Raw genomic sequence first — 14,936 nt, 5'->3', positions numbered from 1 at the left:
CAGGAGGCGGCGAGGCTGGCCTCCGTCGCGCCGGGCGCGGTCGCCACAAGAGCCAACCGCAGACCGTCGCGCGGGCCAGTCACTGCCGCCGCCTGTCCGCCCTTCTGGCTCTTCGTTAAATGTCAGACCCCCACGGGAGACTTGAACTATGGACGGCAATCAGGGGCCCGAAGTGGTTCCGGCAGGAGGCGGCGAGACCGGCCTCCGTCGTGCCGGGGGCGGTGCGGCGTCCGGGCCGGTCACTGTGGCGGCGGCCGTCGAGGACCTGGTCCGTTTGGTGTCCGCGATCCGTCCGGCCACGGACAGCGCGGGGATGATCGACCAGCTCCGGGTACTCGAGGACGTGAAGTCGGCATCGGCGGCCCTGCAGGCCCGGATCGCGGTCTCTTTTGATGCCTCCCAGCGCCGCGACCAGCGTGCGGCCGGGATCCCCGCGGAGCAGCGCGGTGCCGGGGTCGGTGCGCAGCTCGCCCTGGCCCGGCACGAATCCCCTGCCAAGGGCGGCCGGCTCCTGGGCCTGGCCAAGGCCCTGGTGACGGAGATGCCGCACACCCTCGCTGCGCTCGAGTCCGGGCAGCTGAACGAATGGCGCGCCACCCTGCTGGTGCGCGAGACCGCGTGCCTGACCGCCGCGGACCGGGCCGCCGTCGACGCGGACCTCGCGCCCGACACGGGGGCCCTCGCGGGGGCCGGGGACCGGCGGCTGGTGGCCACCGCCCGGGCCGCCGCGTACCGGCTGGACCCGCGCACCGTCACCGACCGCGCCGCGCACGCCGCCGGTGAGCGGCATGTCAGCCTCCGCCCGGCCCCGGACACCATGTGCTACCTCACCGCCCTGCTCCCGGTCACCGCCGGCGTCGGCATCTACACCGCCCTGGGCCGGCACGCCGACACCCTGCGGGCCGCCGGGGACCCCAGGGGCCGCGGCCAGGCCATGGCCGACACCCTCGTGGACCGCTGCACCGGCACCCCGGGCGGGATCACCGGGGTGGAGATCCAGCTCGTCATGACCGACCGTACCCTCTTCCAGGGCGACAGTGAGCCGGCCCGGATCCCCGGCTACGGCACCGTCCCCGCCGGCTGGGCCCGCGCCCTCATCACCGGCACCAAGGCCAAAGACAGCACATTCGGCGTCTTTCTCCGCCGGCTCTACACCCACCCGGGCACCGGCGAGCTCGTCGCGATGGACTCCCGGGCCAGGATCTTCCAGGCAGGGCTCCGCCGCTTCATTCAGGCCAGGGACGACACCTGCCGCACCCCCTACTGCGACGCCCCGATCCGGCATCTGGACCACATCATCCCCTGGCACCACGGCGGACCCACCACCCAGGCCAACGGCGCCGGCCTCTGCGAAGCCTGCAACCACACCAAAGAAGCCCCCGGCTGGCGAGCACGCGCCATACCAAGATCCGCCTCAAGCAGCGGCGACCGGCACACCATCGAACTCAACACCCCCACCGGCCACACCTACCGCTCCACCGCGCCACCCCTCCCGGGGACGCCGCCCGGCTCAACAGCCACAGACCAGCCGGTATCCCGCCACGGCGCCAGCTCCGGAACCAGGCCAAAACGCGTCGACGCGCGCGCAGCCTTCCTCCGGCCGCCTGAGTCCAACTAACTCAGTCCGCTGCGCCCGTGGACTGCTCCGGCAGGCGGCCCGTCAGTGTCTGGACGGTCTCTGCGATGCCCACGGCCTCTCGTTCAAGCTCTTCCATGTACAGCGTTCCGCCCGTTATGAAGCCGTCCTCCATCTCGAAGATCGTCACGCCGCGCATGTCGAAGGGTTGCCCGTCGGTGCGGGTGCCGGCCCAGGACCATTCGCTCCACGTGGTGTTACCGTCATCCACGGAGCGGAGCACTTCTGCGTGAAAATCGGGAATGCCAGCGAATATCGCCGCCCAGTTCGCGTGCATCTGCGCCCGTCCCACAAATGCCCTGGCCGGGTGGGCCGGTTGCACGCTGTTGTACGACTCATGAAACAACGCGGCGGCTGCCTCAAGGTCGTGGTCATTGAACGCAGCAAGCAGGCGTTGGATATCTTGGTTCATCAGATCACTCCTCGACGCGGCAGAGCTTGTGCGCGGTCTCATGCACCGGCGCGATGATGAACCGCAATGCTGCCGGAAATCCGCCTGCCTCCATCATCAGCCCTCGCCGTTCTCGCCCGCTACCAGGCCGATCAGGTCCAGCGCAATCGAGTCCACACGCCAATAGGGTCCGGAAGCTCCGGACCCTATTGGCGTCGGAAACCGCTATCCAGTGACCTGCCTGGTGGTCGAGTTCCAGGTCAGGCGGCCGCGCTGAAAGTCCGATGCCCGGCCGCCGGAAACCGAGTACTCGTCCCTAGTCGGATAGCCCAGTCGGCTTCTCTCCCAGCCAAGCGATGCCCACCTGGATCGGATCGCACCGGCGATCCAGTGCGCCCCCGTCTTCGGCGACCAGTAGATCGAGTGCCCAACCGCACCCGAGAAGTGGTTGTACCGCCCCACCCCGTCCGGCGTGGCCATCTCGTCGGTAGTCGGATAGCCCAGCGGTCCGGTTTCCCAGCCCTGGGACCCCCAATCGGTGCGGATCGCACCGGCGATCCAGTGCGCCCCCGTCTTCGGTGACCAGTAGATGGAGTGCCCGACCGTACCCGAGAAATGGTTGAACTTCCCTATCTTGTCCGGCGAGGCCTTCTCGTCGGTGGTCGGATAGCCCAGCGGCCCTGTCTCCCAGCCCAGGGACCCCCACTTGGTCCGGATCGCACCGCTGATCCAGTGCGCCCCTGTCTTCGGCGACCAGTAAATCGAGTGCCCAACCACACCCGAGAAATGGTTGTACTTCCCTATCTTGTCCGGCGAGCTCTTCGTGTCGGTGGTCGGATAGCCCAGCGGTCCTGCCTCCCAGCCTAGCGATGCCCATTTAGCGCGAATTTCACCCTGGATATCGTGTGCCCCGGTCGTCGGCGTCCAATAAATTGAGGACCCACCCGAACCGGAGAAGTGGACGTACCGCCCCACCCCGTCCGGGGTAGCTTTCTCGTCGGTGGTCGGGAAGCCGAGCGCACCGGCGGCACCGCCGGCGGCCTTAAAGCGCCCGTAAATCCCACCCAGGAGCGCATGCGTCCCGGTAGACGGTGACCAGCAGATCACGCCTCTCACATAGTCCTGGCATTTCCCGCCTGCCACGTCATACTCCAAGGCCAGCGACCGGCCAAGGTCCGACCGCGGGTCGCCGGCGCCAACCTTCCACGCGTAGGCAGCTATCGGGTCGTCCGTGCCCTTCCCTGTGAGCATCGTCTTGAGCGCGCCTTGGCCGTCGTCCGCAGTGAGCAGGTAGAAAGTGTCCAGTGTTCCGGCCTGACCCACTTTCGTCGGAGTAAACGTCACGGACTGATAAGCAGACTCACCTGCGGGTATCTTCAACCCCTCGGCGATGGGACTGTCTGTGGAGAAGGCCCCCTGCGGCGCCTTCGCCTTGGTGATGGTCATGGGGACGTTGCCGGTGTTCGTGATCTGGAAAGCCCGGGTGACTGAGGTCCCGACGGGGACATCACCAAAGTCCATTGCGCCAGGCATTTGCAGGTGCGCCGCGCCGGAGACGGCGGTCGCGGCCACCTTTACGGTCACGTTCCCGCGGTCACTGGCGACGACGAGAGAATCGGTCACCGGACCCGCCGACGTGGGACTGAACAATATGGACACGGCAAGCGACGCGAGTGGCTGGACTGTCCGCCCCACGACCGGCACCGTGGCGGGGTCGACGCTGAGCTGTGCGTTAGCCGGCAATGTAACTCCGGTGATCTTGGCGACGGTCGTGCCGGTGTTGACGATATTTACCGTCCCCCGGCTGACCGTTTTTGTTGGGACATCAGTGAACTGCACCGCCGCCGGCGTCGCGCCCAGCCCGTCCTTGGTACCGACACCGTGGACGCCGAGAAGGTTGGTCTCGCCGTCGGCCGTCTTGACCGTGAGTGTGCCGTCTGCCTGGCCCGGAACCGCCGGCGAGAACGTCACGGGGACCGTCATGCTGCCGCCTTTCGCCAGCGTCCGAGGCAACGTCAGCGTCGCTCCAAGATCGAACGGGGCACTGGCTGTAATGGTGTTGACCGTCACCGCCCGCGACGCCGTGATCGTCACGGTCCCCGTGCGGGTAGAGCCCACTGGGGCTGTGCCCAGATCGGTGTTCGTTGCCCCAACCGCTGACGTTGTCGGAGCACCGAAGCCTATGACCTGCCCGTCCCTGGTGCCGACGTATACCCGGCCCCGGTCGGTGGCCACCGAGGAGAACTTGGCCCCGGTACCCAATGGGGCGCTAAACACCTCCTTCAGGTTCCCGGTGTTGTCCGGGAGTGCACGGTAGGCGCGCAGTTCCGCACCGGCCCCCGTGCCTCCGCTGACGTAGACCACCCAAACCAAGGCCGAGGACCCGTCCGTACCGGAGGACGTCACCACCGGCGTACCCGAGCTGAATCCGAACGTGCCGGTGGACGTCCCAACGGCGGCGAGGCTGACCCCGCCCGCAGCGCTCGGCACTAGCTTGAACGCGCGAAGGTACCCGTTGCTCTCGACGACGTAGACGTATCCACCGGTGCTGGTCCCGAGAAACGCCGGCTTTCCCCACACTCCGTTGTATGGACCGGCTTTGTCCAGGACGGCGTCGGTTCCGCCCGGCCCCTGCGCCATGCCGCCCAGGTTGTCCCGGTCCAGCAGGTACATGGTGCCGTCCTTGCCGATTTGGGCCAGCAGGTGCGGATGTGCAGCGGTGCCGTAGCCGTCCGGGATCGCGACGGGCGCGCCGGCTCCCAGATCGGCGTCGTTGAGGTTCAGCTTCGCGTTGTTGGCTGGGCTGAAGAAATCGGTGGGGTCCAGGTTGCCGTCACTGCCGACCCGGAGCCGGACCACCGCCTCTGCCAGAGTAGAGGGCGGGTTTGTTCCCGGACCTGGTTTGGGGGAAATGCCGTTCCCCGTGGTGAGCAGGATCTGACCGGGACCGTCGGACACCAGTCCTCCGCCGGATTGCCAGATACCTCCCTCCGCGTTGGCGTTGCCCGATTCGGTCGCCCACATCGTCGTCTGCCGGCCGGCAGTCGATACGCCGACGACATAGCCGACGAAAGGCGCGTAGTCGCAGTGGCTGGCAAATCCCGCATACACGACCCCGTTCAAGAGCAGCAGCCCGGGACGCTGCATCGCTGTCATCGGGTTGAATGGGCGGGTGGGGTCGTTTGTCGGCGCGCCCTCGATGACGACGGGGAACCCGGGTTTTTCCGCTCCGGTCACCACATCCAGGGCGTGCATGTACCAGTGCGGGAGCTTGGCATTTGCGCCGTCATTCGTCTTCGCAAGCAGGTAGACGCTCTTCGTCACCGGGTCGTAGACGGGAGTGGAAGTGATTCCGATATTGGGTGTGAGGTCACCACAGCCCACCGTCGAGGCCGGCCACGCTGGCCCGAGTTTGCGAGTCCACTTTGCAGCGCCCGTGGCGCTGTCCAGCCCGTAGACCGCGTTGTTTTCCGTCGCGGCAATCACGGTACTGCCGACTACGAGTGGTTGGGCGTACACCTGTCCATCCACTTTCGCGGAGAATAGCCTGCCGAAGTTCGAGGAGGCGACCGCCGACGGCGAGAGCCCGGGCTCGTCCTTGTCCCAGCCAGACCGCAGTGAATCGTAGGCGATGGTCCCCACGTCCGCGACGGCGGGCCCGGTCAGTGACAGCCCGGCAAGTGCGAGCGATGCTGACAACAGGGACGCCCAGGCACCTCGGGACCACGGGCGTTGCCGGGACCAAGTTGCGCGGATTGGGGCCGCTCGATGCTTCCGGCGATGCGGCGGCCCTCCCATCCGTCCACCGCGTTGACGGCCACTTAAATGGCCGGACGACACCCAAGTTTCTGTTTGATCACCCATGGTTGAGACCCGTTTCTGACCACTACATTGACTTTATTAACCCAGTACTTCGGAGCCTAAAAGCGGGGCTTGGGGAACGCGCGAGTGGATGCTACTCGACTTCTCGGGGGTGATTCGCGTTTTTTTCCGGTGGCTACTTGGCGGCTACTTGGGCGAACGCAAGTGCCTACTTGCTTCGCCGGAAATGCCGGGCAGAGACGTCCCTCGCTCTGGCGCGGCAGCGCATCAATTTCAGGCGCGGGGCAGCGGCCGCACATAGCGCAGCCAAGGGAAGCGCGCAGCCAAGGGAAGCGCGCAGCCTTTCGCCGGAGGGGTCTCTCCCCTACCGGTTCATCAATGCGGGCAGGATTGCCGCACTCAGCGGACTTGCCGTGGCCAACAGCAAAAAGCCCGCGGCAGGAACACCAAGCACCCACGCAACCCGGCGCCGTCGTGCCTGATCAACCAACCGCCGGAGGGCAGCGAAGTTCGTCTTGAGTTCATCCGGTTTGCCTGACAAGGCGGGCTTCGTGTGCCAGGTCCGGGCATTCACGGCAGCGGCAGCGACGCGTTGGACCTGTTCCGCGTCCAGCACAGCTATGCGCCGTTGCAGAAAACCCAGGAGCTGCCGGTCGCTCAGCACAATCACCTCGCGCGGCTTCTCCTTGATGGTCAGCCGCTTGGGTTCCACGATCACCACGACCGCTGTGACGTCGACGGCGGCGCCCACTGCAGTGCTGAGCAGTTTCGAGGCCCGGGCGCCCTCGTGCGCGGAGTTGTAGAGGTGGCGGAGTTTCTTTCCTGAGACCATCAGGGTTTGCCCTGCTACCCAGATATTTTGGCCCGCATGGTTCTTTGTGTTGAGGGTGAAGACGCCGGCGGGACCGACCAACACATGATCGATGTCCGCCCAGCCCGAGCCCACGGGGACGGCATGCAGCACCAGCCATTCGGGCCCGAGCCTTGCCAGAACCCTGCCCACGGCGATCTCGCCCAGCGCACCCCGGTACCAGGGCCAGCTGGCGTCGCTCAACGGACTGGCACCGAACACCCGCCGGAGCAGCGAACGCGGCGGAACGAGCCCCTGGACTGCCAGCAGCTCCTCGATCACGGACTGGGCCGCAAACCGCTCAGTCAGCGGCGCCGACGCCGGATATCCGCTCATTGCCGCGACGCTCGGGTGGGACGCATGCGAGGCAGTTTAGGCGCACAAGCCCGGCCCGCAAGGAGGCGGTCGCGGCGCGCCGGAATCTTTGCTTCGTCGCGCTAGGCTCAACGCATGTCGCCCGATCGATACCTGGCCGAGCTGGCCGGCTTTCTGGACCATCTCGGCACGCTCGCCCGGCAGCCGGAGGACCGGCTTGCCCTCACCGTTCCGGCATGCCCTGGCTGGACGCTCGAGCAACTATTAGGGCATCTCGGATCAATCGAGCGCTGGGCCGCCGCCGTGGTTCGCGGGGGCGCCTTCGTCAAAGAACCGGCACCGCCGGCCGAGGGCGCCGCGGTCTGGTTCCTCGAGGGCACGGAACCCTTCCTCGAGACCATGACGGCACTTGACCCCGAGAACCCGTGTTGGGATTTCGGCCCGCCGCCGCACACGGCCGGATTCTGGCTTCGGCGCCAGGCCCACGAACACTCCATCCACTTCATCGACGCCTGCCAGGCGCTTGGCCTGGAGATCCCCGTTATGGGGGACGACTTCATGCTCGACGGCGTCGACGAGGTCCTGGCCATGTTCGCGCCGCGCCAGCTGCGACTGGGCCGGATGCGGCACCCGGCCAAGGCCGTGACCTTCCAGGTGCCCGGGGCCGCCGGCTGGACACTGGGCCCGGGTCCGGCCGTGGCATCGATCTCCGCCCCAATGCCCGCCATGTACCTGGGCCTGTGGGGCCGAACCGACCTGGAAGATGTCGCCCTCATTGAAGGTGATGCCGATGCTGCCCTGCGCGTGCTTCTGGGCCCGCTCACACCGTGAGCCACGGATTTCGGGCTTAGGATACGAACACGTCCTGGGAAGCTGCCGACGCAACTAGAGGCGCCCGACGCTTTCGTGACCACAGCCCGAAGGGAACCCACCGCATGTCAGCCCACGCCACCCCCGATACCGCAGATCTCGCCCAGCCCGTTCCGAGGTGGGGCATCCTCGGCACAGGGTTCATCGCCGGGCTGCAAACGCCGGACCTGATTGGCAACGGCTCATTGGTCCAGGCCGTGGGCTCCCGAAACCTGGCGTCGGCTAGGGAGTTCGCGGCCCGGTTTCAGATCCCCTCTTCCCATGGAAGCTACGAGGACCTCGTGGCCGACCCGGACGTCGATATTGTCTACATTTCGACACCGCACCCGTTCCACCACGAAAATGCGCTGTTGGCCCTGGGCGCCGGCAAACACGTGCTGATTGAAAAGCCCTTCGCCATGAACGCCTGGCAGGCCCGGGAGATTTTGGAGCTCGCCGAGTCGAAGGGACTGATCGCGCTTGAGGCCATGTGGACCCGCTATCTTCCGCACATGGTCCGTATCCGTGAACTGATTCGATCCGGCGCGCTGGGCGACATCCGGACAGTAATTGCGGACCACAACCAAAATCTGCCCAAGGATCCGACGCACCGCCTCAACGACCCTGCACTGGGCGGCGGGGCGCTCCTGGACCTGGGCATTTACCCCGTGTCCTTCGCCTTCGACGTCTTCGGAGCCCCGGCCAGCATCCGGGCAGCAGCCAGCATGACTGAAACCGGTGTTGACCGGCAGACCGCCATGATTTTCGAGTATGGGGACGGGCAGCAGGCCGTGCTGCACTGCGCCCTGGACACAGCGGGTCCGAACCAGGCCTCGATCATCGGCACCGAAGGCCGAATCGAGATCCCGTCAGTCTGGTACGAGCACACGGCCTTCACCCGGTACGACGCCGACGGCAACCTCGCCGAGCGCTTCGAAGAGCCCGTCACCGGCCGCGGAATGCAATACCAGGCGCGGGAAATGGAGCGGCTCATTGCGGCGCGCGCCACTGCCAACGACATCCTGCCGCCCCGGCAGAGCGTTCAGGTCATGGAGGCCTTGGACGAAGTCAGGCGCCAGATCGGCCTCACCTACAGCAGCGACAAGAAGTAGGACAGGCGCGCCTCACCGACCCAGCGCCATGAGAGGCATGTCCGGCTCCGTTCAGCCGCGTCCGATCAACTCGGCCACGCGGTCGAGCTCTTCTTCCACGTTGTAGAAATGTACGGCCAGCCGGATCCTGCCCTCCCGGACCGACGCCACCACGTTGGCCTGGCGGAACCGCGCCACGACCGCCTCGGTGTCTCTCACGGCAACGGAGACCATGGTCGAGCGGTGCTGCTCGGTGAAGGGCCGGAAGTCGGAGCCCTCCGCCGCCAGGGCGTCCTGCAGGCGAAGCGCGAGCCGGGCGTTGCGTTCGAGCAAGGCGTTGACGCCGAACCGGCGGAAGATGCCGAGGGCCGCCTGCTCGGCCAGGGCGGGAAACCACGCCAACGAGGCATCGAGCTTCGATGCCGTGGGTGAGAGGTCCATGGCCGGTCCGTAGAAGCTCTCGGCCGGGTTGCGGGCGGCCTTCCAGCCCGGGCCGATGGGCTGGAGGCGGTCCAGCAGCCCGCTGCGGACATAGAGGTAGCCCATGCCCCGGGAGCCGAGCAGGAACTTGTGGCTGGCTGCGGCCAGGAAATCCACGCCGTCTCGCACGACGTCCAGCGGCACCGCGCCCGCCGCCTGGCAGGCGTCGACGAAAAACCATGCGCCGGAGCGGGCAGCGACCCGGCTGAGCGCGGCCAGGTCGGCCCGGTAACCGTTGGCCGAATGAACGGCGCTTACCGCGATCAGGCGCGTGCCGCCGTCGGCCGCCTGCCCAAACGCCTCGGCCGTCACGCCGTCGCCGCCCGGTGCCACGGTGCGGACCTCGTGGCCGCGCTCCCGCAGCAGGAGCCAGGGATAGTAGTTCGAGACGAATTCGTTCTCGGCGACCACCACGTTCTCGCCGTGCTTCGCGGGCGGCAGGTTGGCGGCCACGATCCCGGCGGCTGAGCTCACAGCCGGAACGATTGCGATCTCCCCGGCCGTGGCGCCGACGATCTCCGCGAACATGGCACGGGCGTCCTCCCCTGCCCGTTCGGCTTCCAACCAGTCGAACCGGCCGGCAGACCAGCGCTCGACCGCCAGTTCGTAGGCCTCCCGGGCGGGGGCGGAGCCGACATTCATGGTCGCGGTGTTGAGATAGATCGTGTCCTTGAGCCCGGGGAAGAGCTGGCGGATGTCGGCGGCGTCCATGGCAGGGACCGTCCTAACCGTGCCCGTGTGCGGGGTTCAGGCCCCTCGCGTAGGCCGCCTGCCCCACGTGCTGGAGGCAATCGGCAATCGTGCTGACCAGCCGTACCCCGAGCGTGACGGGCGGGTTCCAGCGGGTATCGACGATGCGGTCGAAGTCGTCGTCGCCGAGCGTCTTCAGGAATTCCACTGTCTGCCGGTGAACAGCGTCGTAGTACTCGAGCAACAGCTCCGGCGGTGCCTGCACCGCGTCGACCTGTCCGCTCGTATGGCCGTAGCCGGTGTCCCGCTTGGAAAGGGGCAGGTCGAAGCGGGCGGCAAACCCCTGCGAGGTCCAGACCTGGTCAAGGCCAGCGGCCGAAGCCAGCTGCGCGTCCTCGACCCGGCCGAGGTGCCAGATGAGCCAGGCCATCGAGTTCCCGGTGCCTGCGGGCCGTCGGAGCAAAGTGGCATCGTCGATCCCTGCCACGGCGTCGGCCACCGTCTCATGGATCCTGCCGAAGGCGTCCAGCAGCAGTTCATTGGATTTCATCGAGTCCCCTCGCTGTTCATGATCGAAGTGCTGTTCATCATCGAGTGCTGTGCATGATCGGTGAGCCCCATGCTTGCATGGCGGCCGCAGCCGCGGATAGGGCCGAGCATCTCCGTCTCTCCGGCGCACGCGAAGGTAAAGCCTGCGGCAACCCGGCCGGGCACAGTCCGCGAGGCCTTGGCAGCGGCCACCCCCGCGCCTACCCTTACGAACTATGAGCAACTTGTTGCCTGTAGCGCAGCCGGAGCGACCGACAAGCAGTCGCTGGGAACGCCGGGACAAGTTCCATCTCGCGGGCATCACCGGCTTCGTCATCCTGCTCAATCTGGTCGGCTGGAGTGTGCTGACGCTGGCCGTGGCTCCGCAGAACTTCGCCTTGGGCCGCTCCGGCGTGTACGGGGTGGGGCTGGGCGTTACCGCCTTTCTGTTGGGAGTGCGGCACGCGTTCGACGCCGACCACATCGCCGTCATCGACAACACCACCCGCAAGCTGGTCGGCGAGGGACAGGCCGCGCTGGGGGTGGGCTTCTGGTTCTCGCTGGGCCACTCGACCGTCGTGTTCGGCGCGGCGCTGCTCCTGGCCCTCGGCGTGAGATCGATGGCCGGCAGCGTGCAAAACGAGGACTCGGCTCTCATACAGACACTAGGGCTGGTGGGAAGCGCCGTCGCTGGGACATTCCTGATCCTGATCGGGCTGGTGAACCTTGTCTCGGTGATTGGCATCGTCCGGGTCTTCCGCGGGATGCGCACCGGCGAACTGAACGAGGCCGAGCTTGAGCAGCAGCTCAACAACCGGGGCTTCCTGGCTCGACTGCTTGGTGGAACAATCCGCCGGATCGCCAAGCCATGGCACGTCTATCCGGTCGGCCTGCTGATGGGCCTGGGCTTCGACACCGCGTCCCAGATTGCCCTGCTCCTACTCGCAGCGGGTTCCGCGGCCTTCTCCTTGCCCTGGTACGCCATCCTGGTCCTACCCGTGCTGTTCGCCGCCGGAATGAGCATCTTCGACACCGCCGACGGCGTGTTCATGTCCAGGGCGTACGGGTGGGCATTCCTCAAGCCGGTCCGCAAGGTGTTCTACAACCTCACAGTCACGGTGCTCTCGGTGGTGGTGGCCCTGGTGGTGGGCGTCATCGTGCTGCTCGGGCTCGTGGCAGACAAGCTGGGAATCGCATCAGGGCCGGCGGCCACCATCGGCTCGCTGGAGCTGGAAAACGTCGGGTACATCATTGTCGGACTCTTCGTGGTCATCTGGCTGATCGCGCTCGCCGTCTGGAAATTTGGCCGGATCGAGCAGCGCTGGAGCCAATCCGGCGCCAGTTGAGGCCCCCGCGGTGCAGAGTGGCCAGCAATGTGATGAGTCTCTCAGTATGCGATGGATGCCGGTGGAGTTCCCGGTTCTCCGGCACTTCCGGACGCACGGGCTGCTTCCGAGCTGATCTTCGCGGTTCGGATGAATTATCTTGGCGCAGGAGCCCTTTTCAAGAGCGGAAATTCGGATTTTGTGCCGCCAGCGCCTTATTGGCAGAATTTAAGGCATGGGTGCGGACGTTGTCCGCACCCAATTTTGCGGAAGCGCTTCCGTGACGATTCCAGCCACCACAGGGAGCAACATCCATGATTTCCGTCAGCCAGGTCTCGAAGAGCTACGGCTCCGGGCCGACTGCGGTCCGGGCCCTCGACGACGTCACGCTGTCCGTCGCCCGCGGCGAGATCTTCGGCGTCGTTGGCCAGAGCGGCGCCGGTAAGAGCACGCTGATCCGCACCATCAATTCCCTGGAGCTTCCGGATTCTGGGAGCGTCAAGGTCGATGGCCGCGAGATGACCACACTGTCCGGCGCAGCCCTGCGAGAAGCACGTCACAACATTGGCATGATCTTCCAACACTTCAACCTGCTCAGCAGCAGGACAGTGCAGGCGAATGTGGAACTGTCGTTGGAGATCACTGGCGCCGGGCGCGCAGCCAGGCGCACCCGGGCTCTCGAGATCCTCGAACTCGTGGGCCTGCACGGCAAGGCCTCCGCCTACCCCGCACAGTTGTCCGGCGGACAGAAACAGCGCGTCGGCATTGCCCGTGCGCTGGCCTCCAACCCCTCAGTACTGGTCAGCGACGAGGCGACCTCAGCACTGGATCCGGAGACCACCCGGCAGATTCTTGATCTCATCCGGAAACTGAGCAAGGACCTTGGGCTGACAGTGCTGCTCATCACGCACGAAATGGATGTCGTGAAGCGGATTTGCGACTCCGCCGCCGTCATGAGCGGGGGACGGATCCTTGAGCAGGGGCCCGTGGAACAGTTGCTGACGACAGAAAAATCCTTGTTGGGCCAGGCGCTGTTCCCCATGGGAGAGATCCCGGAGACGCCCAGCGCCATCGTTGACATCACCTTTAGCGGAGTCAAAACCGACCGGCCCGTCCTCGCCCAGCTGGCGCGCAAACATGGCATCGACGTCGGGATCCTGGGTGCCGCAGTTGAAACCGTCCGAGGACTCCAGACAGGCCGCACCCGGCTGGAGCTGCCCGGTGATGAGCGGACCGTGGCCGCCGCCGTGGCCGATCTCCGTTCCCAGGGACTCTTCGTGGAGGTAGTCAAGTGATCGACCGTAACGACCCGTACTTTTGGTCGGACCTGCTGGACACGATCCTCAAGGGCGCGGGTGAGACGTTTTATACCGTGGGCCTGAGCCTGCTGTTCACGGTTCTCTTCGGCCTGGCCGCCGGCGTCCTGCTCGTGACCACCGAATCCGGTGGCCTGCTGGCGAAGCTCTTCGGCAGTCGCGCGCTCGGGCTCACTGTCAACCGCGTGCTCGACGTCGTGGTGAACATTGGCAGGTCCGTCCCTTTCATCATCCTCATGATCCTGCTCATCCCGTTTACCCGCCTGCTGGTTGGATCCTTCATCGGACCGACCGCCGCGATTGTCCCGTTGACCATCGCCGGCATTCCCTTCTTCGCCCGGCTGGTGGAGATAGGCATCCGCGAAGTGCCAGTGGGACTCGTCGAAGCCGCCCAGTCGCTGGGCGCCAGCCGGTGGACCATCCTGACCAAGGTCATGGTTGCCGAGGCAGTCCCGGCCCTGGCGCTCGGGCTGTCCACCACGGTGGTCGGACTCATCGGCTACTCGGCCATGGTGGGCGCAGTGGGCGGCGGCGGCCTCGGGGACGTCGCATTCCGTTACGGCTACCAGCGTTACAGCCCGGAATACATGTTCGGCGTTGTCATCCTTCTGGTCCTGCTGGTGCAGGTCTTCCAGTCCCTGGGCAACTTCGCGGCACGGCGCCTGTCCCACCGGTAGCCACCGCCCGCACCGCAACCCCCACCCAAAACCGCAAAACCTCCTCCCAAAACCCCATCCCATTCTGCGAAAGAGTCCCAAATGTTCCGTGCACAAATCCTGAAGGCCGCCGCCACCGGCGCGGCCGCCATCCTCGCGCTGTCCGCCTGCGGCGCGACTTCCGCCAGCCAAAGCGGGGCAACCGAGACCATCAAGGTCGGTGCCCTCGCGGTGCCCGCCGGGGACATGCTCAAGCAAGTCCAGCGGGAGCTCGCCCCCAAACAGGGCCTCACCGTGGAGTACAAGGAGTTCAGCGACTACAACACGCCCAACGCGGCTGTGAGCGACGGCGACATCGACGCCAACCTGTTCCAGAACACCACCTTCATGGAGACCTACAACAAGGCTTCCGGCAAGAGCCTCGTCAGCGTGGGCAAGGTGTATCTGCCGCCCATGGCCCTGTACTCCAATGACGTGGCCAACCTTGCGGCCCTTCCCGACGGCGCCTCGGTCGCCATCCCCAACGACCCCACCAACGAGGCCCGGGCCCTGAAGCTGCTGGCGTCCAAGGGACTGATCGACGTCAGTGAAAACCCGATCACGCTCAAGGACATCAAGGCCAACCCGAAAAACCTCCAGTTCACGGAGATCGAAAACGCCAGCCTGCCGCAGGCCCTCAATGACAAGGACGCGGCAATCGTGACTCTGGCATTTGCCCTTCCGGCCGGCCTGAGCGCCGACAAGCAGCTGCTGGTCGAGGGCAAGGACAGCGCCTACTACAACGTCCTGGCCGTGAAGGCCGAGATGAAGAATGACCCGCGTGTGCAGAAGCTGTACAAGATCCTGACCTCGCAGGACATGAAGGATTTCATCCAGACCAAGTTCAAGGGCCTGGTGATCCCGGCCAGCTAACCGCTTGGCGCTTCCCCGGCGCCTCACCCGGGACCATCCGGTTCGGATGAGGCGCCGGCCTGCGGGGCGGGCCTA

At 66.2% G+C, this 14,936-nt stretch carries 12 protein-coding genes; 7 read left to right on the top strand and 5 right to left on the bottom strand.

The genetic code is table 11. The annotated features are described in order from the left end of the window. The first annotated feature begins 148 nt into the window (after nucleotides 1-148). Entirely contained in the window at nucleotides 149-1,618 is a 1,470-nt protein-coding gene (locus M2428_RS09805) for an HNH endonuclease signature motif containing protein (protein ID WP_277525763.1), read from the top strand. A gap of 1 nt (nucleotide 1,619) precedes the next feature. Here the strand turns inward: M2428_RS09805 and M2428_RS09800 are convergent, their stop codons facing one another. The 3 genes from M2428_RS09800 to M2428_RS09790 all read right to left on the bottom strand — a co-directional run bounded on the left by M2428_RS09800 (nucleotide 1,620) and on the right by M2428_RS09790 (nucleotide 7,035). Next, a complete protein-coding gene (locus M2428_RS09800; protein ID WP_277525762.1) occupies nucleotides 1,620-2,048 on the bottom strand; it encodes a nuclear transport factor 2 family protein in 429 nt (142 codons plus the stop codon). A 204-nt stretch (nucleotides 2,049-2,252) separates the two neighbouring features. Next, the gene (locus tag M2428_RS09795) at nucleotides 2,253-5,726 is read right to left on the bottom strand and encodes a choice-of-anchor D domain-containing protein (protein ID WP_277525761.1); all 3,474 of its coding nucleotides are present in this window, start codon (nucleotides 5,724-5,726) and stop codon (nucleotides 2,253-2,255) included. Between the two features lie 487 nt (nucleotides 5,727-6,213). Further along, nucleotides 6,214-7,035, bottom strand: a complete 822-nt coding sequence (locus M2428_RS09790) for a nuclease-related domain-containing protein (RefSeq protein WP_277525760.1) — start codon at nucleotides 7,033-7,035, stop codon at nucleotides 6,214-6,216. A 114-nt stretch (nucleotides 7,036-7,149) separates the two neighbouring features. On the opposite strand from M2428_RS09790, the gene M2428_RS09785 reads away from it, so the two are divergent. Together M2428_RS09785 and M2428_RS09780 are read left to right on the top strand one after the other, a co-directional pair. After that, a complete protein-coding gene (locus tag M2428_RS09785; protein WP_277525759.1) occupies nucleotides 7,150-7,845 on the top strand; it encodes a maleylpyruvate isomerase family mycothiol-dependent enzyme in 696 nt (231 codons plus the stop codon). A gap of 104 nt (nucleotides 7,846-7,949) precedes the next feature. Then, complete coding sequence (locus M2428_RS09780) at nucleotides 7,950-8,975, top strand: Gfo/Idh/MocA family oxidoreductase (protein ID WP_277525758.1); 1,026 nt, start codon at nucleotides 7,950-7,952, stop codon at nucleotides 8,973-8,975. Between the two features lie 51 nt (nucleotides 8,976-9,026). Here M2428_RS09780 and M2428_RS09775 read toward each other — a convergent pair whose 3' ends face one another. Further along, complete coding sequence (locus M2428_RS09775; RefSeq protein ID WP_277525757.1) at nucleotides 9,027-10,145, bottom strand: aminotransferase class V-fold PLP-dependent enzyme; 1,119 nt, start codon at nucleotides 10,143-10,145, stop codon at nucleotides 9,027-9,029. A 13-nt stretch (nucleotides 10,146-10,158) separates the two neighbouring features. After that, nucleotides 10,159-10,674: a DUF664 domain-containing protein gene (locus M2428_RS09770; protein WP_277525756.1), complete on the bottom strand. Its 516-nt coding sequence runs from the start codon at nucleotides 10,672-10,674 to the stop codon at nucleotides 10,159-10,161. Nucleotides 10,675-10,888: 214 nt separating this feature from the next. Between M2428_RS09770 and M2428_RS09765 the strand changes: the two genes are divergently transcribed. The 4 genes from M2428_RS09765 (at nucleotide 10,889) to M2428_RS09750 (ending at nucleotide 14,861) form a co-directional block, all read left to right on the top strand. Next, nucleotides 10,889-11,998 (top strand): HoxN/HupN/NixA family nickel/cobalt transporter, encoded by a 1,110-nt coding sequence (locus M2428_RS09765; protein WP_277525755.1) that lies wholly within the window; start codon nucleotides 10,889-10,891, stop codon nucleotides 11,996-11,998. 293 nt (nucleotides 11,999-12,291) lie between these two features. Then, the gene (locus M2428_RS09760; protein WP_277525754.1) at nucleotides 12,292-13,272 is read left to right on the top strand and encodes an ATP-binding cassette domain-containing protein; all 981 of its coding nucleotides are present in this window, start codon (nucleotides 12,292-12,294) and stop codon (nucleotides 13,270-13,272) included. Then, entirely contained in the window at nucleotides 13,269-13,970 is a 702-nt protein-coding gene (locus M2428_RS09755) for a methionine ABC transporter permease (protein ID WP_277525753.1), read from the top strand. Before M2428_RS09760 ends, M2428_RS09755 begins: the two co-directional genes overlap by 4 nt. Nucleotides 13,971-14,051: 81 nt before the next feature. Continuing rightward, complete coding sequence (locus tag M2428_RS09750; RefSeq protein ID WP_277525752.1) at nucleotides 14,052-14,861, top strand: MetQ/NlpA family ABC transporter substrate-binding protein; 810 nt, start codon at nucleotides 14,052-14,054, stop codon at nucleotides 14,859-14,861. Nucleotides 14,862-14,936: the final 75 nt, after the last annotated feature.

Origin of the sequence: Arthrobacter sp. ES3-54, from assembly GCF_029504395.1 — a bacterium.
Classification (GTDB): Bacteria; Actinomycetota; Actinomycetes; order Actinomycetales; family Micrococcaceae; genus Arthrobacter.
This window is presented reverse-complemented; position numbering and strand designations above follow the sequence as displayed.